The organism is Streptomyces sp. NPDC013317, from assembly GCF_055563155.1.
Map to the genome: position 1 here is coordinate 320675 of NZ_JBVHDX010000008.1, position 26329 is coordinate 347003.

Sequence of the window (26329 nt, forward strand, 5' to 3'; positions counted from 1 at the left end):
TACGTCATGGCCTGCCGGGGAGCCGGGTCGGCTCGGTGAGCCCTGGGAGCGGCGCCCGGGCGGGCGCACCCCCACCGGGCTGCGCTCCACCACACAGCCGCAATCCGCCGGCCACGCCCCGTTCACGCCCTCTACCGACCATCCTGTTCCGTGACCCGGCGAAGCCCGTGAAGATCACGTCCGTCCGTCTGTCGGCCTACGGCACCGGCGCGGTCACCAGCGTGGACGCCCGGCACGGGCTGATCGCCGCCGCCGTGGAGTCCGCGGACGCCGCCGAGCGCGGCACCGTCGTCCTGATGCGCCCGGACGGCACCGTGCTCAAGGCCGTCACCGTGGGGCACAGCCCCGACATGGTGACCTTCACCGCCGACGGGCGCAGCCTCCTGGTGGCGAACGAGGGCGAGCCCGTCGGCTACCAGCCCGGCGAGGCCGACCCCGAGGGCAGCGTCAGCATCGTCGGCCTGGGCCGGGGCGTCGCCCGCGCCACCGTGCGCACCGCCGAGTTCCGGGCCTTCGACCACCGCCGCCTGCCCGACGGCTCCGACCGCTCGCTGCTCGCCGAGAGCGGGATGGGCCGGCTGACGGTGCTGCGGCGTCGGGACGAAGGGCTGACACCGCCGGATCGCGGAGTGAACCGGGATCCGGCGGGGAACGCGTCTCGGTATGAAATATCTCGTACGGGACAAAATCTTCGCCATCGGTGACGACTACTGGATCGAGGACGAGCACGGCCGCCACGCCTTCCTGGTCGACGGCAAGGCCCTGCGGCTGCGCGACACGCTGGAGCTGAAGGATCCCACCGGGCATGTCCTGGTCACGCTGCGACAGAAGATGTTCAGCCTGCGGGACGCGATGACGATCGAGCGGGACGACCGGCCGCTCGCCACCATCCGCAGGAAGCGGCTCTCCCTGCTCCGCAACCACTACCGGGTCACGCTCGTCGAGGGCACCGAACTGGACGTCAGCGGGCGGATCCTGGACCGGGAGTTCACGGTCGAGTACGACGGTGAACTCCTCGCCCACATCTCCCGGCAGTGGTTCCACGTCCGGGACACCTACGCCGTGAACGTCGTCCGCGAGGACGCCGACGCCCCGCTGCTCATCGCGGTCGCCGTGTGCGTGATCCGGATGGCGGAACGGGAGGACTAGGGCGCGCTCCTGGTGGGGTGCACCACGCCCGTACGCCTCCTCCCGTAGGCCCCGGGCCTCCCGTAGGCCCCGGTCCCGCACAACCCGGTCCCACAGGACCCGGTCCCCCAGAGCTCGGTCCCAACAGAGCCCGGTCCCACAGCACCCTGTCCTACAGCACCCGGTCCTTCAGCGCCGGGAACTGCTCCCTCGTCGTGGTCACCCGTTCCGCGTCCAGCTCCACCCGCAGGATCTCCTCGCCCGGGCCCGCCTCGGCGAGGACCTCGCCCCACGGGTCCACGACGATCGAGTGACCGGCCTGCTCCACGCCCGCGTGGGTGCCGGCGGTGCCGCAGGCCAGCACGTACGCCTGGTTCTCCACCGCCCGCGCCCGTGCGAGCAGCGTCCAGTGGGCGCGGCGGCGGGCCGGCCAGCCGGCCGGTACGACGAAGGCCTGGGCGCCCGCGTCGACCAGGCCCCGGAACAGTTCGGGGAAGCGCAGGTCGTAGCAGGTGCCGACGCCGATCGTCAGCTCCGGCAGGTCGACCGTCACCAGTTCGTCCCCGGCCGCCATCATCACGGCCTCGCCCTTGTCGAAGCCGAAGCGGTGGATCTTCCGGTAGCCGGCGACGAGGTCCCCCGAGGGGGAGAGGACGAGCGAGGTGTTGAAGAGCGCCCCCTCGGCCGCCTCGACGATCGATCCGGCGTGCAGCCAGACGCCCGCGTCCCGGGCGGCCGCCGCCATCGCCTCGTACGTGGGGCCGCGCAGCGGTTCGGACTCCGCCGCGAAGGACTCGTACGCGAACGCTCCCATCGGCCACAGCTCCGGCAGGACGACGAGATCCGCGGCGCCGCGCTCCGCGCGCACCAGCTCCGCCACCCGCGCACGGCGGGAAACGACCGGTTCGTCCGGGTCTACTGCGATCTGGATCAGCGAGGCGCGCACACTACCACCGTCCTGGCATTCGAGCCGTCAACACGGGCCTACGATCGTCACACGAAAGCACTGCCGGGGTGCCTTCGGGCAGCGTAACTTAGCGTCCGAGCCTCCCACGCAGTCTTGTCTCCAGCCCGCCTGTCCGCTCGATCGTCAGCCCGTGCACCGCAGAACCGCCGAGGGGTCCCGTGACCGTCCATCCCAGCCTTCAGACCTACGCCGACGCCTGGACCCACTCCATCGAAGCGATATCCGAGCTGGTGCAGCCGCTCGTGGAAGGCGAGTGGAACCGCGCGACACCGTGCCCGGGCTGGTCGGTGCGCGACATCGTGTCCCATGTGATCGGCCTGGAGTGCGAGATGCTCGGCGATCCGCGCCCCATCCACTCCCTGCCCCGCGATCTCTACCACGTACGCAGTGAGTTCGCGCGCTACATGGAGATGCAGGTCGACGTGCGGCGGCACCACACGGGCCCCGAGATGACCTCGGAGCTGGAGTACATCCTGATCCGCCGCGCCCGTCAGCTGCGCAACGAGAACCGGCAGCCGGACCATCTGATCCGCGCCCCGCTGGGCGCCGAGCAGACCCTCGAAGTGGCGTACCGGATGCGGGCCTTCGACGTCTGGGTGCACGAGCAGGACCTGCGGATCGCCCTCGGGAAGCCGGGCAACCTGGACTCCCCCGGTGCGCTGGTGACCCGGGACAACCTGCTCGCCGCGCTGCCGAAGGTCGTCGCGAAGGACGCGGGCGCGCCGCCGAACTCGGCGGTCGTGGTGGACGTGCACGGCCCGGTGGAGTTCCTGCGGACGGTACGGGTCGACGCGGAGGGCCGCGGGTCGGTCGACGGGGCCCCGTCGCTGGGTCCGGCGGTGACGCTGGCGCTGGACTGGGAGACGTACGTACGGCTGGCCTGCGGCCGGGTCCGTCCGGCGGCGGTCGCCGACCGGATCAAGATCGAGGGCGACACGGACCTGGCCCAGGCCATCCTGGACAACTTCGCCGTCACTCCCTGACGGCGTCCGGGTCACGCCGGTACGTGGACCGTCTCGACGCGGCTGGCGACGAGGCGTTCCTTCTCCCGGCGGGCCGTACGGGACTTCAGGCGCAGGATCTGCACGACGCCCAGCGCCTCCAGGACGAACACGGACGAGAAGGCGATCCGGTAGTCGTCGCCGGTGGCGTCGAGGAGGATGCCGACGGCGAGCAGGGTCGTCATCGAGGCCGTGAAACCACCCATGTTGACGATCCCCGAGGCGGTTCCCTGACGCTCCGGCGGGTTGGCGGGGCGGGCGAAGTCGAAGCCGATCATCGAGGCGGGGCCGCAGGTCCCGAGGACCGCGCAGAGGGTGATCAGCAGCCACATCGGGGCGCGGTCGCCGGGGTACGCGAGGGTGGCGGCCCACAGGAGCGCCGTCGCCCCGACCGTGCCGAGGGCGAGCGGAGCTCTGGCCGCGTGGTGCCGGGCGATGATCTGCCCGTACGCGAGGCCCACCACCATGTTGGAGAGCACGACCAGGGTCAGCAGCTCGCCCGCGACGCCCCGGGAGAGCCCCTGGGCCTCGACGAGGAACGGCAGCCCCCACAGCAGCAGGAACACCATCGCGGGGAACTGGGTCGTGAAGTGCACCCACATGCCGAGCCGGGTGCCGGGCTCCCGCCAGGACTCGGCGATCTGCCGGCGGACGAACACGGCGCCCGCGTGCGCGGCGGGCGGCGGCTCGTGGCCCTTCGGGTGGTCCTTGAGGAAGACCAGCAGCAGGACGAGCACGAGGACGCCGGCGAGTGAGCTGCCGACGAAGGTGGTCGTCCAGCCCATGCCGTGCAGGGCTCGGGCGATGACGATGGTGGAGACCAGGTTGCCCGCCATGCCGAAGAGCGCGGCGACCTGGCCGATGAGGGGCCCGCGCCGGGCGGGGAACCACCGGGTGCCCAGGCGCAGCACGCTGATGAAGGTCATCGCGTCGCCACAGCCGAGCAGCGCGCGGGCGGCGAGCGCCATGCCGTACGAGGGGGCGAGGGCGAAGCCGAGCTGGCCGATCGTGAAGAGCACGACGCCGATGGTCAGCACCTTCTTGGTGCCGAGCCGGTCGACCATGAGCCCGACCGGTATCTGCATCCCGGCGTAGACCAGCAGCTGGAGTATGGAGAAGGTGGAGAGGGCCGAGGCGTTGACGTCGAAGCGGTCGGCGGCGTCGAGTCCGGCGACGCCCAGGGACGTACGGAAGATGACGGCGACGAAGTAGACGGCGACGCCGACGCCCCAGACGAGGGCGGCGCGCCGGCCTCCGGGCGGGTCACCGGGGAGGGTGACGGCTGATCCGAACCCGTCGCGGCTCACCTGTCCTCACCCCGGACCAGGACCTTGACCCAGCTCAGGTGCTGACGGACGCAGCTCGCCGCGCCCTCGACGTCACCCGCCCTGATGCGCTCCAGGATCTCGGCGTGCTCGGTGATGTTCTTGGCGATCCGGTCGGGCTGGGACTGCATGACGGCGACGCCCATCCGCAGCTGACGGTCGCGCAGCTGGTCGTAGAGGCGGGCGAGGATCTGGTTGCCGGCGTACTTGACGATCTCGGCGTGGAAGCAGCGGTCGGTGACGGCGACCTCCGCGAGGTCCCCGACCTCGGCGTGCCGCTTCTGCTCCTCCAGGAGCTCTTCGAGCCGCTCGACGAGCGCGGGAGAGGCGGGGACGGCGCGGCGGACGGCGAACTCCTCGACGAGCAGCCGGGTCTCGACGACATCGGCGATCTCCTGCGCGGAGACGGCGAGGACGAGGGCGCCCTTCTTCGGGTAGAGCTTGAGCAGCCCTTCCATCTCCAGCTTCAGCAGGGCCTCGCGCACGGGGGTCCGGGACACCCCGACGGCCAGGGCGAGTTCGCCCTCGGTGAGCAGCGTGCCGCCCTCGTAACGGCGGTCGAGGACAGCCTGCTTCACGTGCATGTAGACGCGGTCGGCTGCTGGGGGTGCGGATGCCATGCGCACAGCTTAGATACAACAGGGGTGCATCAGGTGCCCCTGTCCGCGATGCGGACGACCTCGGAGGGGAGCTCGGGGACGGACCCGGAGAACAGACCCGGCCGGGGGCGTTTGCCCCCGGCCGGGTCTGTTTCACGTGAAACAGCGCAACTCGGGCACCGAGTCAGCGCCGGGCCTGGTTCCCGGCCCGGTCCCGGCCCGGAACCGGGCCGGGACCGGGCCGGGACCGGGCCGGGACCGGGCCCGCTGGTTCAGGACCAGGTCATCAGGCGCTTGGGCTGCTCCAGGATCGCCGCCACGTCCGCCAGGAACTTCGAGCCCAGCTCGCCGTCCACCAGGCGGTGGTCGAACGACAGGGCCAGGGTGGTGACCTGACGCGGCTTCACCTTGCCCTTGTGGACCCACGGCTGGAGCTTGATCGCACCGACCGCGAGGATCGCGGACTCGCCGGGGTTCAGGATGGGCGTACCGGTGTCGACGCCGAAGACGCCCACGTTGGTGATGGTGAACGTGCCGCCCTGCATCGCGGCCGGGGTCGTCTTGCCCTCGCGGGCGGTGGCGACCAGCTCGCTCAGGGACGTCGACAGCTCCGGCAGGGTCTGGGCGTGCGCGTCCTTGATGTTCGGCACGATCAGACCGCGCGGGGTGGCCGCGGCGATGCCCAGGTTGACGTAGTGCTTGAGCACGATCTCCTGGTTCGCCTCGTCCCAGGCCGCGTTGATCTCCGGGTTGCGCCGGACGGCGACCAGGACGGCCTTGGCGATGAGGAGCAGCGGGTTGACCCGCAGGCCCGCCATGTCCTTGTCGGCCTTGAGCTCGTCGACCAGCTTCATCGTGCGCGTGATGTCGAAGGTGACGAACTCGGTGACGTGCGGCGCGGTGAAGGCCGAGCCGACCATCGCGGCCGCCGTGGCCTTCCGTACACCCTTGATCGGGACACGCGTCTCACGGGCGTCCGTGGACACCGCGGGCGCCGCGGCGGGCGCCGCAGCCGGAGCCTGGGCCGGAGCCATGGCCACGGGCGCGGGAGCCTCGACGGCCGGCGCCGGGGCGGCGGCCGCGTGGACGTCCTCGCGGGTGATGATCCCGTCCGGACCGGTCGGGACGACCGTCGCCAGGTCGACGCCGAGGTCCTTGGCCAGCTTCCGTACCGGAGGCTTCGCCAGCGGACGGGTGGCGGTCGCGGTGGCGCCGCCGTGGCCGTTGAGCTCGCCCTGGATCGCGGCGGCGGCCTGGGCGGGCGCGGCCTGCGCGGAGGCGCCCTGGGCGGGGACGCCCGCACCCTTGCGGGCGCGGCGCTTGGTCGGGCTCGCGGCCACGCCGTAGCCGACCAGGACGGGCTGACGGCCCTGCGGCTCGCCCTCCTCGGCCGGCGTCCCGGCGGCGGGAGCGGGGGCAGGAGCCTCCACGGGCGCCTGGGCGACCGGTGTCTCGGCCGCCGGAGCCCCTCCGCCCACGTTCACCGAGATGATCACCTGGCCGACGTCGACCGTCGTGCCCTCGGGGAAGAGCAGGTCGTGGACCGTGCCGTCGAACGGGATCGGCAGCTCGACGGCCGCCTTCGCCGTCTCGACCTCGCACACGACCTGACCGTCGGTGACCGTGTCACCGGGCTGGACGTACCACTTGAGGATCTCGGCCTCGGTGAGGCCCTCGCCCACGTCGGGCATCTTGAATTCGCGGATCGTCACGGTGCTCTCCTCAGTACGCCAGCGAGCGGTCGACGGCGTCGAGCACGCGGTCCAGGCCCGGCAGGTACTCCTCCTCCAGGCGCGCCGGCGGATACGGCGCGTGGTAGCCGCCGACCCGCAGGACGGGGGCCTCCAGGTGGTAGAAGCAGCGCTCGGTGATTCGGGCGGCGATCTCCGCTCCGGAGCCGAAGAAGACCGGGGCCTCGTGGACCACCACCAGACGGCGGGTCTTCTCGACCGAGGCCTGGACGGTGTCGAAGTCGAGCGGGGAGATCGAGCGCAGGTCCACGACCTCGACCGACTTGCCCTCCTCGGCGGCGGCCGCGGCGGCCTCCAGGCAGGTCTTCACCATCGGGCCGTACGCGACGAGCGTGAGGTCGGTGCCCTCGCGGGCGACCCGGGCCTTGTGCAGCTCGCCGGGGATGGCCTCGGTGTCGACCTCGCCCTTGTCCCAGTAGCGGCGCTTGGGCTCGAAGAAGATCACCGGGTCGTCGCTCTGGATCGCCTGCTGGAGCATCCAGTAGGCGTCGGAGGAGTTCGCCGGGGTGACGACCTTGAGGCCCGCGACGTGCGCGAAGAGCGACTCGGGGGACTCGGAGTGGTGCTCGACGGCGCCGATGCCACCGCCGTACGGGATGCGGATGACGACCGGCATCTTGACCGTGCCGAGCGAACGGGCCCGCATCTTCGCCAGCTGCGTGACGATCTGGTCGTACGCCGGGAAGACGAAGCCGTCGAACTGGATCTCCACGACCGGCCGGTAGCCGCGCAGCGCGAGGCCGATCGCGGTGCCGACGATGCCGGACTCGGCGAGCGGGGTGTCGACGACACGGTCCTCGCCGAAGTCCTTCTGCAGACCGTCGGTGATCCGGAAGACACCGCCGAGCTTGCCGACGTCCAGGCCCATGATGACGACCTTGGGGTCGGTCTCCAGGGCCTTGCGCAGCGACTCGTTGAGCGCCTTCGCCAGGGGAAGCTTCTGAACAGCCATGGTTACTCGGCCTCTCCGCCCGTGAAGGACGCCTGGTAGGCGGCGAACTGCGCGCGCTCCTCGTCGACGAGCGCGTGCCCGTCCGCGTACACGTTGTCGAACATCGCCATGTGCTCCGGGACGGGCATGGCGCGGACGACCTCACGCACGCTCTTGCCGAGAGCCTCGCTCTCCGCCTCGAGCTCCTCGAAGAAGGCCGCGTCGGCGTGGCCCGCGTTCTCCATGTACGCCTTGAGGCGCAGGATCGGGTCCTTGGCCTCCCACGCCTCGCGCTCGGCGTCGCGACGGTAGCGCGTCGGGTCGTCGGAGGTGGTGTGGGCGGCCATGCGGTAGGTGAACGCCTCGATGAGCGTCGGACCCTCGCCGCGGCGGGCACGCTCCAGGGCGGAACGGGTCACGGCGAGACACGCGAGGACGTCGTTGCCGTCGACGCGGACGCCGGGGAAGCCGAAGCCCTGTGCGCGCTGGTAGAGCGGGACGCGGGTCTGCTTCTCGATGGGCTCGGAGATCGCCCACTGGTTGTTCTGGCAGAAGAACACGACCGGGGCGTTGTAGACCGCGGAGAAGACGAACGACTCGTTGACGTCGCCCTGGCTGGAGGCGCCGTCGCCGAAGTACGCGAGCACGGCGGAGTCCGCGCCGTCCTTGGCGATGCCCATGGCGTAGCCGGTGGCGTGCAGGGTCTGCGAGCCGAGGACGATCGTGTACAGGTGGAAGTTGTTGGTGCTGGGGTCCCACCCGCCGTTGTTCACACCGCGGAACATGCCGAGGAGGTTGGTCGGGTCGACCCCGCGGCACCAGGCGACGCCGTGCTCCCGGTAGGTCGGGAAGACGTAGTCGTCGTCGCGCAGCGCGCGGCCGGAGCCGATCTGGGCGGCCTCCTGGCCGAGCAACGACGCCCACAGGCCCAGCTCGCCCTGGCGCTGCAGGGCGGTGGCCTCGGAGTCGAAGCGGCGGGTGAGGACCATGTCCCGGTAGAGGCCGCGCAGCTCGTCGGCGCTCAGGTCGATGTCGTACTCGGGGTGCTGGACGCGCTCCCCTTCGGGCGTCAGCAGCTGAACGAGCTCGGGCTCGGAAGTCTGGGACTTCTTGGCGCTCGCGCTGGCAGTGCGCTTGGTGCCGCTGCTGCGTCGCGTCGTCTTGCGCGCGGCAGTGCTCTCCACGGTCACGTGCGTGCTCCTCCGTCGGTCCGGCCCCCGGGGTTGCCGGGAAAGGCCAGTGCGGCTCGCCTGAATCCGTACTCGCGCACGGGGTGGGTGCGACTCGGCCGGGCCAGGCGTGACAGGTGCCCCGGCGAGCGCCCTGTCATAGGCACGTTACCCACTGCCGCGCATTCCTGCGAAACCCCATTTGACCTGCGATTTTGCTTGGATTTCCAAGTAAATCGAGAAAAGTGGGAACAGTAGCTGGTCAGCGCACTGGCAACGGCCTGGCAGGCCGCCGGAACACGGGGCACGTTATCCCGCGCACCCCGGGCACGGGAAGAGCCAATATGTGAGACTGGGCGGGTGCGCGAAGATGGAAAAATCCGGGTATTTCTGCTGGACGACCACGAGGTCGTGCGGCGCGGCGTCCACGAGTTGCTCTCCGTGGAGGACGACATCGAGGTGGTCGGGGAGGCCGGCACGGCGGCGGACGCCCTGGTCAGGATCCCCGCGACGCGCCCCGACGTGGCGGTGCTCGACGTGCGGCTGCCGGACGGCAGCGGTGTCGAGGTCTGCCGCGAGGTGCGTTCGCAGAACGAGGACGTCAAGTGCCTGATGCTCACCTCGTACGCCGACGACGAGGCGCTCTTCGACGCGATCATGGCCGGGGCCTCGGGTTATGTCCTCAAGGCCATCCGGGGAAACGAGCTCCTTTCCGCCGTTCGTGACGTTGCTGCCGGAAAGTCGCTGCTCGATCCGGTCGCGACCGCCCGCGTTCTGGAACGGCTACGCGACGGAAACAATCCGAAGGGTGACGAGAGGCTCGCCAATCTGACGGAACAGGAGCGCAAGATCCTCGACCTGATCGGCGAGGGCCTGACCAACCGGGCCATCGGCGAACGGCTCCACCTCGCGGAGAAGACGATCAAGAACTACGTCTCCAGCCTGCTGTCGAAACTGGGCATGGAGCGCCGGTCCCAGGCCGCGGCGTACGTCGCGCGGTTGCAGGCCGAACGGCGCTGAGGCTTCGAAACGACGCCGAGGCCCCGATTCGGGACCTACGTCCCGGCGCACCGGGGCAGGCGTCCCTTCCGGCACAGTGCCGGGTGGCGGGAGAGTGGAGGCCATGTCCACCGAGGAGATCCGCGCCATCGAACTGCTGGGCAGCGTCTCGTACGGACGGGTCGCGACCAGCATGCGCGCCATGCCGTTCGTCGCCCCGGCCCGGCACGTCGTGGACGAGGGCTGTGTCCTGCTCCGGATGCACCGCGGCCTCGGCTACCACCGCGCGTGCGCGGGCAGCGTCGTCGCCTACGGCGCGGACAACTTCAACTCCGGCGCCGAGAACCTCTGGTCCGTGCAGTTCACCGGCACCGCGGAGGTCGTCGAACCCACCGAGGAGCAGCTGGCCGCCTTCGGCCCCACCCCGCAGGTCGTGGACGGGGAGCCCTTCGATCCGGTCTTCATGCGGATCGAGCCCCAGTTCGTGACCGTGCACCAGCTCGACTACACCACCGCGCGACATCTCCAGCACGTAGCGTGATCTAACATCTGGGGAGTGCCGCGCTCATCTGAAACGCTTGCTCCGCCCGTCGGCGTCCTGCTGCGCCGCTACCGCGAGGCCGGCGAGCCGCTCTCCTGCGAACCCGTCACCCAGGGGCTCCTCAACCGCGGCTACCGCCTCCGCACCACCCGCGGCGCCTACTTCCTCAAGCAGCACCTCGACGCCCCGACCGCCGACCGGGACACCATCAGCCGTCAGCACCGCGCCACACAGCGCCTGCACGCCCTCGGCCTGCCCGTCGCCCCGCCGCTCGCCGACTCCGACGGCCGTACGGTCGCCGTCATCGGCGGCCGCTGCTACGCCCTGCACCCCTGGGTCGACGGCCGCCACCGCGACGGCGCCCAGCTCTCCGCCGGCGGCTCCAGGCGCCTCGGCGCGCTCCTCGGGCACGTCCACACCTGTCTCGAGCAGGTCATGGAGTCCCCGCCCCCGGGTGAGGGCCACGAGAGCGCCCGCACCGAGGACACCCTCCGGGTCATCGACGAGCTGCTCCGTCTGGCCCGCGCCCACCGACCACGCACCGGCTTCGACGCGCTCGCCGAGCACCGGCTGCTCGAACGCCGCGGGCTGCTCGCCGAGCACGCCCATCGCCGACCGCCGCCCGCCACCGCGGCGGGCTGGGTGCACGGCGACTTCCATCCGCTGAACCTGCTCTACCAGGGGGCCGAGCCCGCCGCGATCGTCGACTGGGACCGCCTCGGGGTCCAGCCCCGTGCGGAGGAGGCCGTCAGGGCCGCCGCCATCTTCTTCGTACAGCCGGCGGGCGAGCTGGCCCTCGAGAAGGTGCGTGCGTACGCGCGCGCCTACCGGCGCGCGGCCGGCGCGGACGGGGCCGAGCTGGCGTCGGCGGTGCACCGGGTGTGGTGGGAGCGGCTCAACGACTTCTGGATACTGCGCTGGCGCTACCAGCTCCACGACCGAAGGGCCGACCCGCAGTTTCCCGCGGCGTCGGCCCTGGCGGTGTGGTGGACACGTGAGTACGAGGCGGTACGCGACGCCTTCGCGGGCTGACGGGCCCGGCTTCCGGCGTCAGCCGCTCTCCGGGTCGGCCTCGGGGCCTCTAGGCCCCTAGGCCCCTAGGCCCCTAGGCCCCTAGGCCCCTAGGCCCCTAGGCCAGGATCGGATCAGGGGGTGGTGCCGGGGCCACCGGTCGGCGGATCCGTCACCGGGTCTGTGGGGTTGCCCGTCGGCGGGTCGGTCGGCTCGTCCGTCGGCTCGCCCGTGGAGCCGCCGTCGTCGGAACCGTCGTCCGTCGGCTTCGTCGACGGGGTGGTCGGCGGCGTCGTCTGCGGCGTGGTGGGCGGCGTGGTCGACGGGGTGTACGACGGCGTCCAGGGCTGCTGGTTGCCGCCCGTCGACGTGTCCGGCTCCTGGCTCTCCTCGCTCGGCGGCGGGCTCTCCTGGCTCGGCTCGTCCGACGGCGCCGACGAGGAGTCGGTGACCACCGGCGTCGTGGGCTTGTCGTTGCCCTTGTCACCGGCCTTGTCCAGGGCGTACGCGACACCCGCGACGATCGCGATCAGCGCGAGCGCCACGAAGAGCATCGCCTTGGCGCGGCCGCCCTTGCCGCTCTTCCCTCCGTGGTGCGAGCCGTAGCCGTTCTGGCCGTAGCCGCCGTGCCCGCCGTCGTATCCGCCGTCCTCCGGGTTCATCGGCGGCAGGATCGGGCCCTGCGAGGTCTCGTGGTGCATCGGGTGGCCCATCGCGGCCGTCGCCGCGACACCGCCGACCGGCGTGTGCGCGCCCTCGTGCACCTCCACCGGGCCGGTGTTCCACGTGCCGGTGTGGCCGCCCGCCTGCTGGAGCATCTGCAGGCCGTACTGGATCAGCCCGCGCATCTCCTCGGCGCTCTGGAACCGGTCGTCCGGATCCTTCGCCAGCGAGCGCATCACCAGTCCGTCCAGCTCCGGCGGCGCGTCCTGGGCGACGTCGGACGGCGGGACCGGGATGTCCTGGACGTGCTGGTAGACCACCGAGAGCGGCGTCTCGCCCGTGAACGGGGGCCGCAGCGCGAGGAGTTCGTAGAGCAGACAACCGGTGGCGTACAGGTCCGAGCGGTGGTCCACGGCCTTGCCGAGAGCCTGTTCGGGGGAGAGGTACTGCGGCGTGCCCATGACCATGCCGGTCTGGGTCATCGTCGACTGCGCGCCGTGCAGGGCGCGCGCGATGCCGAAGTCCATCACCTTCACCGCGCCGGCGTGCGTGATGATGACGTTCGCGGGCTTGATGTCACGGTGCACGATGCCGTGCTGGTGCGAGTACGCGAGCGCCTCCAGCACACCGGAGACGATGATCAGGGCCTGCTCGGGACCGGGCGCCTCGGCGCTGATCAGCAGGTCACGGATGGTGCGGCCCTCGACCAGCTCCATGACGATGTACGGCACGGACTGGTTGCCGACGACGTCCTCGCCGGAGTCGTACACCGCCACGATCGCGTGGTGGTTGAGGCCGGCGACCGACTGGGCCTCGCGTGTGAAGCGGGCCTTGGAGACCGGGTCCTCGGCGAGGTCGGACCGGAGCAGCTTCACCGCGACCGTGCGTCCCAGGCGGACGTCCTCGGCCGCGAACACCTCGGCCATGCCGCCGCGGCCGAGGCGGTGGGTCAGGCGGTACCGGCCGTCGCCGACCACTCCGCCGATGCCCCAGGACTCCGCGGCAGCGCCCGACAGGCCGCCGCCGCCTGCTTCGGATTCGGGTGCCATCAGTCCTCGCCGTCATGTGTCCGTCGTGTGGTGCCGTACCGCCGTCACGCTACAGGCTTCGTCCGACACCACGGTCCGAGTGGACCGGCCATCCAACCCTCTTCGCGTGTACCGATGCAAATTCCGGCCTTTTCGTGTAACGCTTCCGAGACGCTTCTTACGCGGACGGTCACGGAACGGGCACCCGGCTTGACGTGTCGGTGCCCTGGGGCAGACTTGGCCAGGAAATTCCGGATCAGCGCCGCCACGCGCGCGTAGGGGGAGCACGAATGAGCCAGGACGGCGCACAGGGCCGCTATGCGGGCGGTTCGGTCGCGAACGGCCGGTACCAGCTTCGCGACCTGCTCGGCGAAGGCGGGATGGCCTCCGTCTACCTGGCGTACGACAGCGCCCTGGACCGTCAGGTGGCCATCAAGACGCTGCACACGGAACTCGGCCGGGAACAGTCTTTCCGTGAGCGGTTCCGGCGTGAAGCGCAGGCCGTCGCCAAGCTTTCGCACACGAACATCGTGTCGGTCTTCGACACCGGTGAGGACACCCTCGACGGCGCCGTCATGCCGTACATCGTCATGGAGTACGTCGAGGGCCAGCCGCTCGGCTCCGTACTGGCCTCCGACGTGCAGCAGTTCGGCGCGATGCCGGCGGACAAGGCGCTGAAGGTGACCGCCGACGTCCTCGCCGCGCTGGAGACCAGCCACGAAATGGGCCTGGTCCACCGGGACATCAAGCCCGGCAACGTGATGATGACCAAGCGCGGCGTCGTCAAGGTGATGGACTTCGGCATCGCCCGCGCCATGCAGTCCGGTGTCACCTCGATGACGCAGACGGGCATGGTCGTCGGCACTCCGCAGTACCTCTCCCCCGAACAGGCCCTCGGCCGTGCGGTGGACGCCCGTTCCGACCTGTACTCGGTCGGCATCATGCTCTTCCAACTCCTTACGGGGCGCCTGCCGTTCGACGCGGACTCGCCGCTGGCCATCGCGTACGCGCATGTGCAGGAGGAGCCGGTCGCGCCCTCTTCCATCAACCGTTCGGTCACTCCGGCGATGGACGCGCTCGTCGCCCGCGCGCTGAAGAAGAACCCGAACGAGCGGTTCCCGAGCGCGGCCGCGATGCAGGACGAGTGCCTGCGGGTGCTCTCGGCCGGACAGACCGGAGCGCCGGTGATCGTGGCCGGCGGGCCCGTCAGCAGCGGTTCCGGTGTGGGCTCGGCGGTCTTCCCGCCGGTCGGTCAGACGCCGCCGCCCTCGACGCACGGTGTCCAGCAGCCGTACCACCAGCCGACGCCGCAGCCGGGTCCGTACGGTCCGCCGACGCCCGCCCCGTCGTACGGGTACCCGCAGCAGGCGCAGACCCCGCCGCCGTCCCCCATGTACCAGACGCCCACTCCCGGGCCGTACCAGATGTCGCCGCAGACCCCGCTGAGCACGCCCATGCACAACGGATCCGGTGGATCCGGCGGGTCGGGCGGCTCAGGCGGCTCCGGGCGGAACATGCCGGTGGTCGTGGGGTCGATCGTGGTCGCGCTGCTGGCGATCGGCGGTGTGATCACCGCGATCTCGCTCAACAAGGACGACCCGGAGGGCAAGGCGGACGGCGACCCCGGCCAGAGCCAGTCGGCCGCGCCCGGGCACAAGGGTCCGGACCTCACCAAGACCATCGACGTGAAGAAGTGCACCGAGCCGAGGGAGTCGAGCGACGACCCGTCGAAGTTCGAGATCCCCGACTTCACGTACAAGAACATCCAGTCGGTGAAGGACTGCCTCCAGGCCGCGGGCTGGAAGATCACGAAGCAGACCCCGGTGGACGAGGCGACGTACGGCGAGGGCACGGTCCTCAGCCAGTACCCGCCGGCCGGTGCGGACGCGTCGAAGGACGACGCCGAGTTCACCCTGGAGATCTCGACGGGCAACCCGGGGCAGTAGCCCCTCTCACCCCTCTCACCCCACCAAGAGGCCGAAGGGCGCGGCGTCCCGTCGCGCCCTTCATCCGTGCGCGGGTGCCCGGATGCCGGAAATGTCCCCCCATGTGACGCTGAGTGGGAAACCTCGGCGGTTCGGTACGGGAGGGGGGTCACCCGGTGACTCCAGGACTCCGCGACGCGCGGACGCGGGCACTTCGGTGGCGGGCACTTCGGTCGCGGGCCCTTCGGTGGCGGGCATCACGGTGGCGGGCACCCCTTCCGGGCAGGCCGCTACGGCGGGCGCTTCGGCGGGGCGCGCCGCGGCGGGCGCTTCGCCTGCGGGCGCTCGGCCCGGTGGCGGCGTGCTGGCTGGTGGTGGGCGCCGTACCGATGGCGTACGGACACGAGCACCCCGCCCCCGCCCCCTCGACGACGACGGCGCCGAACGGCGGGCCCTCCAGGCAGTGGAAGCACGGGCCGTCCCCGTGGGCCACTCCGTCCCCCTCGGCCTCGGCCCCGACGAGCGGCCCGTCGGGCACCCCCGGCGCGTCAGGCCCTCCGGGGCGGCGGCCCCCTGGCGTCGCACCCTCCTCCCCGGCGGTGTCGCGCCCCGCGCCGGCACCGCCCGCCGAGGCTCCCGGGCCCACCCCGTCCCGCTCGCTCGCCGGCCGCCCCGCCGGGGAGGGCCGCGAACGGCCCGGCCGGCCCCCCGGACCCCCGAAACCGAGCGGCACGGACGCGGCGGCCGACCCCGCACGTACCAGAACCGCAACAGCCGAGGAGCCGCCGGACGCGGTGGACGAAGAGACCGACGAGGCGGGCGAGGTCCCCGAAGCGGTACCCGAGACGGAGGCCACGCCCTCCTCTCCGGCGCCCGCGAGCGTGCCCGCCGCGGCGCCGCGGCTCGGCTCCCGGACCGCCACCACCGCCGCTGACCGGCAGATTCCCGTACTCACGCTGGGCGCGGGGCTGGCTCTCATGGGGCTCGGGATCGGTTTTCTCGGCGTCAGGATGCGGCGCCGCTGAAGTCTCGGCTCCCTCGCCCGACCCGGGGTGTCCTCCTTGAGACGGACGGCCGTGTTCCGTCTCAGGTCGCTTGTCCGCCTCGGCATACTCGGTATACATACTGAGTATGTCGATCCGCCACGGGCTTCTCGCCCTCCTCGAACGCGGGCCCCGCTACGGCTCGCAGCTCCGTACGGAGTTCGAGTCCCGCACAGGCTCCACCTGGCCCCTCAACGTCGGCCAGGTCTACACCACGCTCAACCGTCTCGAACGGGACGGGATGGTCGCCCAAGGCGGCGAGGACGAGGCCGGCCACGCGCTCTACGCGATCACCGACAGCGGTCGCGAGGAGCTCAGGGCCTGGTTCGAGAAGCCGGTGGACCGCACCAGCCCGGCCCGTGACGAGCTCGCCATCAAGCTCGCCATGGCCGTCGGAGCGCCCGGAGTCGACATCCGCGCCGTCATCCAGTCGCAGCGCCGCCACACCGTGAAGGCGATGCAGGACTACACCCGGCTCAAGGCCCAGGCGCTCGCCGCACTGGAGAGCGGGGCGTCCCGGGAGCGCGACGACGTGGCCTGGCTCCTCGTCCTGGAGCAGCTCATCTTCCAGACCGAGGCCGAGGCCCGCTGGCTCGACCACTGCGAGGCCCGGCTGATCCGCCTCTCGACGGCCGCCGTCGTCCCGGGGGACCCACGGGCCCCCGAGCCCGGCGAGGCCGACGAGCCCGCCCGGACGCCCACGTCGGGCTCCCTGCCCGAATCCGCGTCCTCGACCGCGCCGTCGACCGCCTCGCGGTCCAGGTGGTCGTCCACGTAGTTCACCCGCGCAGACGACCCCCGCGGCCCAGCACGGCGCCGCACCTCCCGTTCCCGCCCAGGCGCCCCGCGCCTCCCGCACCGCCCGCACCGCCCGCTCCCACCCGGCGCCCCGCGCCCTCCCGCACCACCTCTCCATCCGCTCCGTACGTGTGTCCCGACCGCGTTCGTACGTCCAAGGGGGACCCCTCCATGTCCACAGCGCAGCCCGTGCTGCAACTCCAGAACCTGACCCGCGTCCATGGCACCGGCGCCACCGAGGTGCACGCCCTGCGCGGCATCGACCTCGACGTGTTCCCCGGTGAACTCGTCGCCGTCATGGGCCCGTCCGGCTCCGGCAAGTCGACCCTGCTCACCATCGCGGGCGGCCTCGACGCCCCCACCTCCGGCCGGGTGATCGTCGAGAACACCGACATCACCACCGCCGGCCGCAAGGCCCTCGCCGCCCTGCGCCGCCGAAGCATCGGTTACGTCTTCCAGGACTACAACCTCATCCCGGCCCTCACCGCCGCCGAGAACGTAGCCCTGCCGCGCGAGCTGGACGGCACCTCAGCCCGCAAGGCGCGCGTCGAGGCGCTGGCCGCGCTGGAGGAGATGGACCTCGGGCACCTCGCCGACCGCTTCCCGGACGAGATGTCCGGTGGTCAGCAGCAGCGCGTCGCCATCGCCCGCGCCCTCGTCGGCGACCGGCGTCTCGTCCTCGCCGACGAGCCCACCGGCGCGCTCGACTCCGAGACCGGTGAGTCAGTCCTCGCCCTGCTGCGCGCGCGGTGCGACGCCGGGGCCGCCGGCGTACTCGTCACCCACGAGCCGCGGTTCGCCGCCTGGGCCGACCGCGTCGTCTTCCTGCGGGACGGCGCCGTCGTCGACCAGACCGTGCGCAGCGAGGCCGATTCGCTCCTGACCGGCCAGGCGGCCGAACGGTGAACAACTGGCTCCATTCCTGGCGTGCCGCGACCCGTATCGCCCGCCGTGACGCCTGGCGCTCCAAGGGACGCAGCTTCCTCGTCCTCGCGATGATCGCCCTGCCCATCCTGGGCGTGAGCGCCGCGGATCTGACCCTGCGCAGCTCGGAGCTCTCCACCGAGGAGAGCCTCTCCCGGTCGATCGGCGCCGCCGACGGCCGATTCGTCGACGCCTCCGTCGAAGGCGTGCCGATCCTCCAGGATCCGTCCGGCGAGATGAACACGACGGCCAAGGACTACGGCGACACGGCCTGGCCGAGCGGACCGACCGACGTCACCAAGACCTTCCCGGCCGGCGCCACGTTCCTCACGGACGCCACCGGAAGCGCCAAGCTCACCACCAGCCACGGGCTGCTGCAGAGCGAGATCCGTGAACTGAAGGCCGGCGACCCCTTGGCCCGCGGGATCATGACCCTCCAGGAGGGCCGCTTCCCGCAGAAGGCCGACGAGATCGCCGCCACCTCGCACTTCCTGGAGACCAGCGGGCTGAGCATCGGCTCCACCCTCTCGGCGCGCGGCGACGACCGCGTGTTCCGGATCGTCGGCTCGTACGAGCTCCCCAACGACCTCAAGACCGACCAGGTCAACGCCCTGCCGGGCGCCTTCCTCGCCCCGTACGCCAAGGCGGCCGAGAAGGCCGGGCTGAGCGGTTCCGACATCTCCACCACGTACCTCGTGAAGGCCCCCGGCGGTTTCGGCTGGGACGCGGTCCAGAAGGTCAACACCAAGGGCGTGACCGTCACCTCGCGGGCCGTGCTCCTCGACCCGCCCGCCAAGTCCGACGTACCGCTGTACGAGAAGGAGGGCTGGGGCGACTTCCAGGCCAGCCCCGGCGCCCGGGCCGCCGAGCTCGCCGCCGCCGGCACGATCGTCGGCCTCGCGATGCTGGAGATCTGCCTCCTGGCCGGCCCCGCGTTCGCCGTGGGCGCCCGCCGTTCACGCCGTCAGCTCGGACTCGTCGGCGCCAACGGCGGCGACCGTCACCACATCCGCGCCATCGTGCTGAGCGGCGGCCTCGTCATCGGCGTCGCCTCGGCCGTCGTCGGTACCGTCCTCGCCCTGATCCTGACGTTCGCCCTGCGCCCGCTCCTCGAAGACGCCATGGGCCAGCGGTTCGGCTCCTTCGACATCCGCCCGCTGGAGCTGTTCGGCATCGCGATGATCGCCGTGCTGACCGGCCTCCTCGCGGCGATCGTCCCGGCCGTCACCGCCTCCCGCCAGACCGTTCTCGCCTCGCTCACCGGCCGTCGCGGTGTCCGCCGCAGCAGCCGCGTACTGCCGCTCGTCGGCCTGGCTGCCCTGCTCCTGGGTGGTGCGATCGCCCTCTACGGGTCGGTGATCTCCGACCAGTTCGTCATCGTCGCGGGCGGCAGCGCCATCGCCGAACTCGGCGTGGTCGCCATGACCCCCGCCCTGGTCGGTCTCTTCGGCCGCACCGGCCGCTGGCTCCCGCTCTCACCGCGCCTCGCCCTGCGGGACGCCGTGCGCAACCGGGGCCGCACGGCACCCGCCGTCGCCGCCGTGCTCGCCGCGGTCGCCGGAACGGTCGCCGTCTCCACGTACGCGGCCAGCCGCGACGCCCAGGGCGAGGCCGGATACACGGCGAAGCTGCCGCACGGCGCGGTCTCCGCGTTCGTGATGGAAGAGGGCGGGCGGGACGTTGCGGCGGTACGCGACGCCGTGCAGCGCCTGGTGCCCGTCGACACCCGCGCCGATGTCCAGCGCATCCTCGTCGGCAAGCCGAGCTGCGCACCGTACAGCGACAGCGCGGGCTGCGGCCGCTTCGAGATCGTCATCCCGGAGGCCAACGACTGCCCGCTGTGGGGGACCTTCGAGGAGGGCGAGGACCCGTCGACGAAGTTCACCGTCGAGCAGCGTCGCACGTTGGCCGAGGACTGGCGCTGCAAGGACAGCCGCGGCGGTGAGCTGGGCGGCGGAGTCTTCGTCGAGGGCGGACTGGTCGTCGGTGACGCCTCCCTGCTCAAGGTGCTCGGCATCAAGGACGCCGACGCGGAGAAGGCCCTCGCGGAGGGGAAGATCGTCTCCTTCGTCAAGGCTCCCGTCGACGCCTCCGGGAAGATCGGCATCAAGCTGGTCACCGACAACAAGAAGGCGCAGCAGGCCGAGCAGGACGGCAAGCCCGTCCCCGGCGAGGTCAAGACCCTCCCCGCCCACCTGGTGACCGGCGAGAACGCCTACGGCGTGGGGGCGATCCTCACCCCGGCCGCCGCGAAGGCCGCCGGCCTTCCGACGGTGCCGTTCGGCTCGTTCTTCTCCACCGACTCCCTGCCCACCGCCGAGCAGCGCCAGAAGCTCGACGGCGAGCTCGCCAAGATCGGCAGCGACACCGGGCTCTACGTGGAGGAGGGCTTCGTCAGCGACACGAGCATCGTCCTCCTGGCACTCACCGTCTTCGCCGGCCTCGTCACCATCGGCGCCGCGGGCATCGCCACCGGCCTCGCGCAGGCCGACGCCGAGGCCGACCTGAAGACGCTGTCCGCCGTCGGCGCGCCCCCGCGAGTCCGCCGCACGCTCAGCGGCTTCCAGTGCGGGGTGGTCGCCGCGATGGGCGTGATCCTCGGATCGGCCGCCGGTGTGCTTCCGGCGATGGGCCTTCGGCTCACCGAGGAGCGCCAGGAGCTGCGCTTCTACCAGGAGAGCCTCGACCAGGGCTGGAGCACGTCGGCGGACGTGCCGTACGTCCCGATCGTCGTCCCCTGGGAGACGCTCGCGGCGCTCCTGGTCGCCGTACCGCTCGGCGCCGCGCTTCTCGCGGCCCTGGTGACCCGCTCCCGCGGGGCCCTGGCCCGCCGCGAGGCGACCTGACCGTCCTGACGGGTGCCGGCCTGACCGGGCCCGAGGGGTCCGGCCCTGACTGACCTGAGCGGCGACCGTTGCCGTCCTGTGCCCCCGGAGAAGGGTGGATCACCCTCCTCCGGGGGCACACCGTGTGGTGAGGCACGTGTGCGAGAGAATGGCGGCATGGAGATGCCGAGGAATGAACGGTCGCAGGAGACTCCCCAGGTCCTCATCGTGGGACAGGACGGGATGGCGCTCGGCGGCACTCAGGGTGACGACGAATCCCGCGAGGTCCCGGTGACGGAAATGGTCGAGCAGCCCGCGAAGGTCATGCGCATCGGCAGCATGATCAAGCAGCTCCTGGAGGAAGTACGCGCGGCACCTCTCGACGAGGCCAGCCGTGTCAGGCTCAAGGACATCCACGCCAGCTCCGTGAAGGAGCTGGAGGACGGGCTCGCGCCCGAACTGGTCGAGGAACTGGAGCGGCTCTCCCTGCCGTTCACCGACGAGGCCATCCCCTCGGAGGCGGAACTGCGGATCGCGCAGGCCCAGTTGGTGGGCTGGCTGGAAGGCCTCTTCCACGGCATCCAGACGGCGCTGTTCGCCCAGCAGATGGCGGCCCGCGCCCAACTGGAGCAGATGCGCCGGGCACTGCCGCCCGGTGCGTCGCACGAGGACGACGACGACCAGGGCCACGGGCACGCGATTCGCTCGGGACCGTACCTGTAGGGCGTAGGAGAGGGCCCGGCACACCTCGGGGGTGTGCCGGGCCCTTTCGCATGGCGGCGCGGCCTCTTGGTCAGCCCGCCTTGGGCGCCGTCAGCAGGACCTTGCCGACGTGGGTCCCGGATTCCAGGGCCCGGTGCGCCTCGGCGGCGTCCGGCATCTCCACCGTACGGTCGACGACCGCGCGTACCGTCCCCGATCCGATCAACGGCCAGACGTGCTCGCGCACCGCCGCGACGATGGCCGTCTTCTCGTGCAGCGGACGGGCCCGCAGGGTGGTCGCGGTGATCGCTCCGCGCTTGGCGAGCAGTGCGCCGAGGTTCAACTCGCCCTTCACACCGCCCTGCATGCCGATGATCGCCAGCCGGCCGTTGACCGCGAGCGCCTTCACGTTGCGCTCCAGGTACTTCGCTCCGACGATGTCCAGGATCACGTCCGCCCCGGCTCCGTCCGTGGCCTTGCGCAGCTCCTCGACGAAGTCCTGCTCGCGGTAGTCGATCAGGATGTCCGCGCCGAGCTCGGCGCAGCGCGCGAGCTTCTCGGGGCCACCCGCGGTGACCGCGACCTTCGCGCCGACGGCCTTGGCGAGCTGGATCGCCATCGTGCCGATGCCGCTCGCGCCGCCGTGCACCAACAGCGTCTCACCGGGCCGCAGATGGGCGATCATGAAGACGTTCGACCAGACCGTGCAGGTCACTTCGGGCAGCGCCGCGGCCGTGACGAGGTCCACCCCGTCCGGTACGGGCAGCAGCTGGCCGACGGGAACGACGACCTTCTCCGCGTACCCGCCGCCGACGAGCAGCGCGCACACCTCGTCCCCCACCGACCATCCGGAGACACCCGGCCCCAGCGCGGCGATCCGGCCCGAGCATTCGAGGCCCGGGTACGGGGACGAGCCGGGCGGCGGGTCGTAGAAACCCTGCCGCTGGAGCAGATCGGCGCGGTTGACGGCGCTGGCCGCCACCTCGACGAGCACCTCGCCCTCGGCGGGCACGGGATCGGGCGCCTCGGCCCAGACGAGGGCCTCGGGACCACCGGGTTCCGGAATCGTGATCGCATGCATGGCGGCGAGGCTACTCGGGCGGCGGCGACAGCGGGGTGACGGGCGCCGCCCGCACGATGGTGATCACACGGTCCGTCAACTGCAGCGGGCTGGCCGCCGGATCGTCGTAACCGAGCAGCCGATGCCCGCGCAACACGCTGACCACCAGGTCCTCGGTCTCCCGCACGTTCTTGCCGACCTCGGACTTTATGACCGGCCGCTCCACCAGATCGAGGCCCGAACCCTGCTGGATCAAGTCCTCCATGACCGTGCCGGCGCTGGGGCTGAGCACCGAGAGCCCCAGCAGCCGTCCGGCGGCGCTGGCGCTGGTGATCACGGCATCCGCGCCGGACTGGCGCAGCAGCGGCGCGTTCTCCTCCTCGCGTACGGCGGCGACGATCTTCGCGCCCCGGTTGAGCTGCCGCGCGGTGAGCGCCACCAGAACGGCCGTGTCGTCGCGCTGGGTGGCGATGACGACCTGCCGGGCCTTCTGGACCTCGGCACGGAGCAGGACGTCGCTCCGGGTCGCATCGCCCACCACGCCGACGAATCCGTCCGCGTTCGCCGTCTCGATCACCTTGGTGGAGGGGTCGACGATGACGATCTGGTCCTTCCGCAGCCCGGTCGCGCAGAGCGTCTGGATCGCCGAACGGCCCTTGGTGCCGAAGCCGACGACGACGGTGTGGTCACGCAAGGTGGACCTCCAGCGGTTCAGCCGCCACTCCTCCCGGGTCCGTTCGGTGAGGACCTCGAGAGTGGTGCCGACCAGGATGATCAGGAACAGTACGCGCAGCGGCGTGATCACCAGGATGTTGATGAGCCGGGCCGAGTCGCTGTACGGGACGATGTCGCCGTATCCCGTGGTGGAGAGGGTGACGGTCGCGTAGTAGGCGCAGTCGAGGAAGTCGAGGGTCTCGTTGGCGTTGTCGTGGTAGCCGTCGCGGTCGGCGTAGACGATCAGGGTCGTGAGGGCCAGCACCCCGAGGGCCATCAGCAGCCGCTTGGTCACCTGCCGCAGGGGCTTCTCGACGACACGCCGGGGCATCCGGATACGGGAGGGGGACGTCTTCTCGTCCGCTTGGCGGGCCATGACGTCACGGCTGGGAAGTTTCACGTGAAACATCCTCCCTGGGAAGCCCCCAGCGAGGGAGCCATCGGCCACGGAAGATCGAGAATCTCCAGGGCCTCTCCACGCCGTGCTCCGCCGGGCGCCACGACGGCCATCCCGTCCGCGGCGGCGATGCCACGGAGCATCGCCGGACCGTTGTAGTGCAGGGGTACCGCCTCCTCGCCCGCGTGGACGACGGGGACCAGCCGGGTGTCGTGCGGATGCCCCTGGATCTCGTCCCGTACGGAGACGCGGTACGGCTGGGGCGCCGGGGCCCCGGCCAGGGCGCGCAGCAGCGGTTCGGCCAGGGTGAGCAGGCCGGAGACGGCGGCGAGCGGGTTGCCGGGCAGTCCGACCAGATGGCGGCCGGCGTCGAGGCGCGCGAGCAGCATGGGATGTCCGGGGCGCACCTTCACCCCGTCGACGAGCAGCACGGCGCCCGCCTTGGCGAGCACGGGGTGGACGTGGTCCACGGGACCGGCGGCCGTGCCTCCGGTGGTGATCACGAGATCGGCGGGGGAGCCGGTGACGGCCGCCGCAAGTGCGTCGGCGTCGTCGCCGATCCGGCGGGTGGCGAGCACCTCGGCGCCGAGCGCGTCGAGCCAGGGGCCGAGCATCGGTCCGAGGGCGTCCCGGATGAGCCCGTCGTGGGGGAGTCCGGTGGTCAGCAGCTCGTCACCGAGGACGAGGACCTCCACCGTCGGGCGGGCGAGCGTCGGCAGCACGTCGTATCCGGCCGCGGCGGCGAGGCCGAGGACGGCGGGCGTCACCCGGGTCCCGGCGGGCAGCAGCCGGTCGCCAGCGCGGCATTCCTGGCCCCGGGGCCGGATGTCCTGGCCGGGGACGACCTCGCGCCGGGCGTGCAGATGGCCGCTCGCGTCGGTACGGGCGTGCTCGCTGCGGATGACCGCCGTGGTCTCGTGCGGGACCCGGGCACCGGTGGCGATCCGTACCGCCGTGCCGTCCGCCAGCGGGGCGGCGGGGGCGTGCCCGGCGAGAACGGCGCCTTCCGCGCGGATCTCCCAGGGGCCGGGCCCGGCGACGGCCCAGCCGTCCATGGCCGAGGTGTCGAAGGACGGCAGATCGGTGAGCGCGCGGAGCGGCTCGGCGAGCACATGGCCCATCGCCTGCCCGAGCGGTGTACGGAGGGGGGCCCGGGCAGCCCCGACGGCCGCCCCCGCCCGGGCGGCGACGGACCGCGCGGCGGGCCACGGGGTGGCGCGGTGTTCTTCGGCGGACCCGGGCTTCTCACCGCGCGGCGGGGCGACGAGGGCGAGGACCTCGTCCACGCCGTCGTCGTCGGCCCCGGACGCGGATCCCGGCTCGGATCCGGACCCGGGGTGGGGCTGGGGCTGGGCGTGCGCCGCGCGCTCCTGAGGGGTCATCCGGCCGCGTCCCGCTCCGCCTCGGCCGCCCAGCGGCCGGCGAGCGCCGCGGCCTTGCGGGCGGCCTCGGCGACCGCCTCGGGTCCACCGCCGGACTCGGCCACCCGGCCGGCCGCGTACCCGACCAGGAACGTGGTCAGCGGTGCGGCGGGGCGGGCGACCCCGTGGGCGGCGTCACGGGCCAGATCGAGCAGGACGCCGGTGTCGACGTCGATCTCGATGCCCAGTTCGGCCTTGACTGCGGTGATCCATTCGTCCAGCACGTTCCCATGCTCCCTGATCCGGGCCCGGGCCGCGGCGATGTCCTCCCAGGTGTCGCAGTCGAAGGAGGCCAGGGGGCCCGCGGTGACCCGGACGAGCCGCAGCCCCTGGGTGAGCAGACGCAGCGGGAGCCCGGAGAGGGTGCCGTGCGTGGTGATGAGGAGATCCATTTCACGCCGGAGGGCGGCGGCGCGGTAGGCGGCGACGAGCGGCTGGTCACGGCCGTCGGCGTCGACGAGGAGGGCCGCCTCGGCATCGGGCGCGGCAGTGAGGGCGTCCAGGAGCCGCCGGCCGGTGTCCTCGTCGAGGAACGGCAGGTCGGCGGAGAGCACGAGCACCAGGTCGGCCCCGAGCTCGCGCACGCCGGCGCCCAGACCGGCCAGCGGCCCGCCGCCGGGCGGGTCCTCCCTGGCCCATACGACGGGCCGCACGGTCTCCCGCCGCCCGCCGACGACCACGGTGCGCCCGGCGCCCCGGCACCCCGCGAGCACCCGATCGAGCAGCGCCCGGCCGCCGACCCGCACCGCCGGCTTGTCCACCCCACCGAGCCGCTTCGCGCCGCCACCGGCGAGCACGATGGCGTCATACCCGATCGTCATCCCAGCAGTATGATCCGCTCCCCTTCCGGAAGCGCCCCTCCGTCTCAACCAGGGAGACGGAGCCCCGGGGGACGGGGAGACGGCGCCCGTGCGGCGCGCCGGGGAGACGGGGAGACCGGTCCTCTGCGGCGCACCGGGGCGCGCCGGCGAGACAGGGAGACAGAACCCGTGCGGCGGACCGGGGAGACGGGGAGACCGGTCCTCTGCGGCGCACCGGGGCGCGGCCGGCAAGACAGGGAGACAGAACCCGTGCGGCGGACCGGGGAGACGGGCTCCGGTCGGCCGGCAGATCGGAGCAGACGGGCCCCGGGCAGGCGGCTCGTCGGCGCCCCGGCTCCCGGGCAGCCGGGGCGCGGGCAGCCGGGGCGCGGGCAGCCGGGGCGCGGGGCGGCGGGGCGCGGGCAGCCGGGGCGCGGGCAGCCGGGGCGCGGGGCGGCGGGCGTCCGTGCCGCGCGCCGGTACGGCGACGGGCGGGGGCGCGCCGGGTGGTGTTCGCCCGGCGCGCCCCCGCCCGGTGGGGTCAGAGCGTGCGGAGCAGGACCGTCGGGTGTTCGACGCAGTCGGCGACGTAGCGGAGGAAGCCGCC

At 72.2% G+C, this 26329-nt stretch carries 23 protein-coding genes; 12 read left to right on the forward strand and 11 right to left on the reverse strand.

Annotated features, from left to right (window positions below; all coding sequences use genetic code 11):
- Positions 1–35 precede the first annotated feature (35 nt).
- Positions 36–704: a choice-of-anchor I domain-containing protein gene (locus ACZ3IJ_RS22515; protein WP_467470770.1), complete on the forward strand. Its 669-nt coding sequence runs from the start codon at positions 36–38 to the stop codon at positions 702–704.
- Positions 664–1149 carry an LURP-one-related/scramblase family protein gene (locus ACZ3IJ_RS22520; protein ID WP_467470772.1) on the forward strand — a complete coding sequence of 162 codons (486 nt, stop codon included), beginning with the start codon at positions 664–666 and terminating at the stop codon, positions 1147–1149. The genes ACZ3IJ_RS22515 and ACZ3IJ_RS22520 overlap by 41 nt, the downstream gene beginning before the upstream one ends.
- A gap of 151 nt (positions 1150–1300) precedes the next feature.
- Here the strand turns inward: ACZ3IJ_RS22520 and ACZ3IJ_RS22525 are convergent, their stop codons facing one another.
- Positions 1301–2074, reverse strand: coding sequence for a carbon-nitrogen family hydrolase (locus tag ACZ3IJ_RS22525; RefSeq protein WP_467470774.1), 774 nt, complete (start codon positions 2072–2074; stop codon positions 1301–1303).
- 179 nt (positions 2075–2253) lie between these two features.
- On the opposite strand from ACZ3IJ_RS22525, the gene ACZ3IJ_RS22530 reads away from it, so the two are divergent.
- Positions 2254–3078 (forward strand): maleylpyruvate isomerase family mycothiol-dependent enzyme, encoded by an 825-nt coding sequence (locus ACZ3IJ_RS22530; protein WP_383224201.1) that lies wholly within the window; start codon positions 2254–2256, stop codon positions 3076–3078.
- Positions 3079–3089: 11 nt separating this feature from the next.
- Here the strand turns inward: ACZ3IJ_RS22530 and ACZ3IJ_RS22535 are convergent, their stop codons facing one another.
- The 5 genes from ACZ3IJ_RS22535 to pdhA all read right to left on the reverse strand — a co-directional run bounded on the left by ACZ3IJ_RS22535 (position 3090) and on the right by pdhA (position 8892).
- On the reverse strand, positions 3090–4403 hold the full coding sequence (locus tag ACZ3IJ_RS22535; RefSeq protein WP_467470776.1) for an MFS transporter: 1314 nt from the start codon (positions 4401–4403) through the stop codon (positions 3090–3092).
- Positions 4400–5041 (reverse strand): GntR family transcriptional regulator, encoded by a 642-nt coding sequence (locus ACZ3IJ_RS22540; RefSeq protein ID WP_391800108.1) that lies wholly within the window; start codon positions 5039–5041, stop codon positions 4400–4402. Before ACZ3IJ_RS22540 ends, ACZ3IJ_RS22535 begins: the two co-directional genes overlap by 4 nt.
- A 251-nt stretch (positions 5042–5292) precedes the next feature.
- Complete coding sequence (locus tag ACZ3IJ_RS22545) at positions 5293–6711, reverse strand: dihydrolipoamide acetyltransferase family protein (protein WP_467470837.1); 1419 nt, start codon at positions 6709–6711, stop codon at positions 5293–5295.
- Positions 6712–6742: 31 nt separating this feature from the next.
- A complete protein-coding gene (locus ACZ3IJ_RS22550; protein ID WP_467470778.1) occupies positions 6743–7723 on the reverse strand; it encodes an alpha-ketoacid dehydrogenase subunit beta in 981 nt (326 codons plus the stop codon).
- Between the two features lie 2 nt (positions 7724–7725).
- Entirely contained in the window at positions 7726–8892 is a 1167-nt protein-coding gene (pdhA, locus tag ACZ3IJ_RS22555; protein WP_467470780.1) for a pyruvate dehydrogenase (acetyl-transferring) E1 component subunit alpha, read from the reverse strand.
- 339 nt (positions 8893–9231) lie between these two features.
- Between pdhA and ACZ3IJ_RS22560 the strand changes: the two genes are divergently transcribed.
- From ACZ3IJ_RS22560 to ACZ3IJ_RS22570, 3 genes are all read left to right on the forward strand, one after another.
- A complete protein-coding gene (locus tag ACZ3IJ_RS22560) occupies positions 9232–9891 on the forward strand; it encodes a response regulator (RefSeq protein ID WP_391800106.1) in 660 nt (219 codons plus the stop codon).
- 103 nt (positions 9892–9994) lie between these two features.
- The gene (locus tag ACZ3IJ_RS22565) at positions 9995–10411 is read left to right on the forward strand and encodes a pyridoxamine 5'-phosphate oxidase family protein (protein WP_467470783.1); all 417 of its coding nucleotides are present in this window, start codon (positions 9995–9997) and stop codon (positions 10409–10411) included.
- Between the two features lie 15 nt (positions 10412–10426).
- Complete coding sequence (locus tag ACZ3IJ_RS22570) at positions 10427–11443, forward strand: phosphotransferase (RefSeq protein ID WP_467470785.1); 1017 nt, start codon at positions 10427–10429, stop codon at positions 11441–11443.
- Positions 11444–11556: 113 nt separating this feature from the next.
- On the opposite strand, the gene ACZ3IJ_RS22575 is transcribed toward ACZ3IJ_RS22570, so the two are convergent.
- Entirely contained in the window at positions 11557–13134 is a 1578-nt protein-coding gene (locus ACZ3IJ_RS22575; RefSeq protein WP_467470787.1) for a protein kinase domain-containing protein, read from the reverse strand.
- A 269-nt stretch (positions 13135–13403) separates the two neighbouring features.
- Here ACZ3IJ_RS22575 and ACZ3IJ_RS22580 point away from each other — a divergent pair, with 269 nt between their 5' ends.
- From ACZ3IJ_RS22580 to ACZ3IJ_RS22605, 6 genes are all read left to right on the forward strand, one after another.
- Positions 13404–15059 carry a protein kinase domain-containing protein gene (locus ACZ3IJ_RS22580; RefSeq protein WP_467470789.1) on the forward strand — a complete coding sequence of 552 codons (1656 nt, stop codon included), beginning with the start codon at positions 13404–13406 and terminating at the stop codon, positions 15057–15059.
- A 773-nt stretch (positions 15060–15832) separates the two neighbouring features.
- On the forward strand, positions 15833–16063 hold the full coding sequence (locus ACZ3IJ_RS22585) for a hypothetical protein (protein WP_467470791.1): 231 nt from the start codon (positions 15833–15835) through the stop codon (positions 16061–16063).
- Between the two features lie 106 nt (positions 16064–16169).
- The gene (locus tag ACZ3IJ_RS22590) at positions 16170–16859 is read left to right on the forward strand and encodes a PadR family transcriptional regulator (RefSeq protein WP_467470793.1); all 690 of its coding nucleotides are present in this window, start codon (positions 16170–16172) and stop codon (positions 16857–16859) included.
- A gap of 191 nt (positions 16860–17050) precedes the next feature.
- Positions 17051–17785: an ABC transporter ATP-binding protein gene (locus ACZ3IJ_RS22595; RefSeq protein WP_467470795.1), complete on the forward strand. Its 735-nt coding sequence runs from the start codon at positions 17051–17053 to the stop codon at positions 17783–17785.
- The gene (locus ACZ3IJ_RS22600) at positions 17782–20649 is read left to right on the forward strand and encodes an FtsX-like permease family protein (protein ID WP_467470797.1); all 2868 of its coding nucleotides are present in this window, start codon (positions 17782–17784) and stop codon (positions 20647–20649) included. The genes ACZ3IJ_RS22595 and ACZ3IJ_RS22600 overlap by 4 nt, the downstream gene beginning before the upstream one ends.
- Before the next feature lie 156 nt (positions 20650–20805).
- Positions 20806–21351 carry a bacterial proteasome activator family protein gene (locus ACZ3IJ_RS22605; RefSeq protein WP_383170609.1) on the forward strand — a complete coding sequence of 182 codons (546 nt, stop codon included), beginning with the start codon at positions 20806–20808 and terminating at the stop codon, positions 21349–21351.
- Positions 21352–21421: 70 nt separating this feature from the next.
- Here the strand turns inward: ACZ3IJ_RS22605 and ACZ3IJ_RS22610 are convergent, their stop codons facing one another.
- From ACZ3IJ_RS22610 to ACZ3IJ_RS22625, 4 genes are read right to left on the reverse strand one after another with little or no spacing between them, the layout of a single operon-like run.
- Positions 21422–22411, reverse strand: a complete 990-nt coding sequence (locus ACZ3IJ_RS22610) for an NAD(P)H-quinone oxidoreductase (protein WP_467470799.1) — start codon at positions 22409–22411, stop codon at positions 21422–21424.
- A gap of 10 nt (positions 22412–22421) precedes the next feature.
- The gene (locus ACZ3IJ_RS22615) at positions 22422–23513 is read right to left on the reverse strand and encodes a potassium channel family protein (RefSeq protein ID WP_467470801.1); all 1092 of its coding nucleotides are present in this window, start codon (positions 23511–23513) and stop codon (positions 22422–22424) included.
- Positions 23501–24883 carry a molybdopterin molybdotransferase MoeA gene (locus ACZ3IJ_RS22620; protein ID WP_467470804.1) on the reverse strand — a complete coding sequence of 461 codons (1383 nt, stop codon included), beginning with the start codon at positions 24881–24883 and terminating at the stop codon, positions 23501–23503. The genes ACZ3IJ_RS22615 and ACZ3IJ_RS22620 overlap by 13 nt, the downstream gene beginning before the upstream one ends.
- Positions 24880–25743: an NTP transferase domain-containing protein gene (locus tag ACZ3IJ_RS22625; RefSeq protein WP_467470806.1), complete on the reverse strand. Its 864-nt coding sequence runs from the start codon at positions 25741–25743 to the stop codon at positions 24880–24882. Before ACZ3IJ_RS22625 ends, ACZ3IJ_RS22620 begins: the two co-directional genes overlap by 4 nt.
- Positions 25744–26329 lie beyond the last annotated feature (586 nt).

Bases quoted from the DNA above. Each gene is read 5' to 3' on its own strand.
- ACZ3IJ_RS22520 (WP_467470772.1), top strand. From the start codon at position 664: ATGAAATATCTCGTACGGGACAAAATCTTCGCCATCGGTGACGACTAC.
- ACZ3IJ_RS22540 (WP_391800108.1), bottom strand. From the start codon at position 5,041: ATGGCATCCGCACCCCCAGCAGCCGACCGCGTCTACATGCACGTGAAG.
- ACZ3IJ_RS22545 (WP_467470837.1), bottom strand. From the start codon at position 6,711: ATGCCCGACGTGGGCGAGGGCCTCACCGAGGCCGAGATCCTCAAGTGG.
- ACZ3IJ_RS22550 (WP_467470778.1), bottom strand. From the start codon at position 7,723: ATGGCTGTTCAGAAGCTTCCCCTGGCGAAGGCGCTCAACGAGTCGCTG.
- ACZ3IJ_RS22565 (WP_467470783.1), top strand. From the start codon at position 9,995: ATGTCCACCGAGGAGATCCGCGCCATCGAACTGCTGGGCAGCGTCTCG.
- ACZ3IJ_RS22575 (WP_467470787.1), bottom strand. From the start codon at position 13,134: ATGGCACCCGAATCCGAAGCAGGCGGCGGCGGCCTGTCGGGCGCTGCC.
- ACZ3IJ_RS22580 (WP_467470789.1), top strand. From the start codon at position 13,404: ATGAGCCAGGACGGCGCACAGGGCCGCTATGCGGGCGGTTCGGTCGCG.
- ACZ3IJ_RS22590 (WP_467470793.1), top strand. From the start codon at position 16,170: ATGTCGATCCGCCACGGGCTTCTCGCCCTCCTCGAACGCGGGCCCCGC.
- ACZ3IJ_RS22595 (WP_467470795.1), top strand. From the start codon at position 17,051: ATGTCCACAGCGCAGCCCGTGCTGCAACTCCAGAACCTGACCCGCGTC.
- ACZ3IJ_RS22605 (WP_383170609.1), top strand. From the start codon at position 20,806: ATGGAGATGCCGAGGAATGAACGGTCGCAGGAGACTCCCCAGGTCCTC.
- ACZ3IJ_RS22610 (WP_467470799.1), bottom strand. From the start codon at position 22,411: ATGCATGCGATCACGATTCCGGAACCCGGTGGTCCCGAGGCCCTCGTC.
- ACZ3IJ_RS22615 (WP_467470801.1), bottom strand. From the start codon at position 23,513: ATGTTTCACGTGAAACTTCCCAGCCGTGACGTCATGGCCCGCCAAGCG.
- ACZ3IJ_RS22620 (WP_467470804.1), bottom strand. From the start codon at position 24,883: ATGACCCCTCAGGAGCGCGCGGCGCACGCCCAGCCCCAGCCCCACCCC.
- ACZ3IJ_RS22625 (WP_467470806.1), bottom strand. From the start codon at position 25,743: ATGACGATCGGGTATGACGCCATCGTGCTCGCCGGTGGCGGCGCGAAG.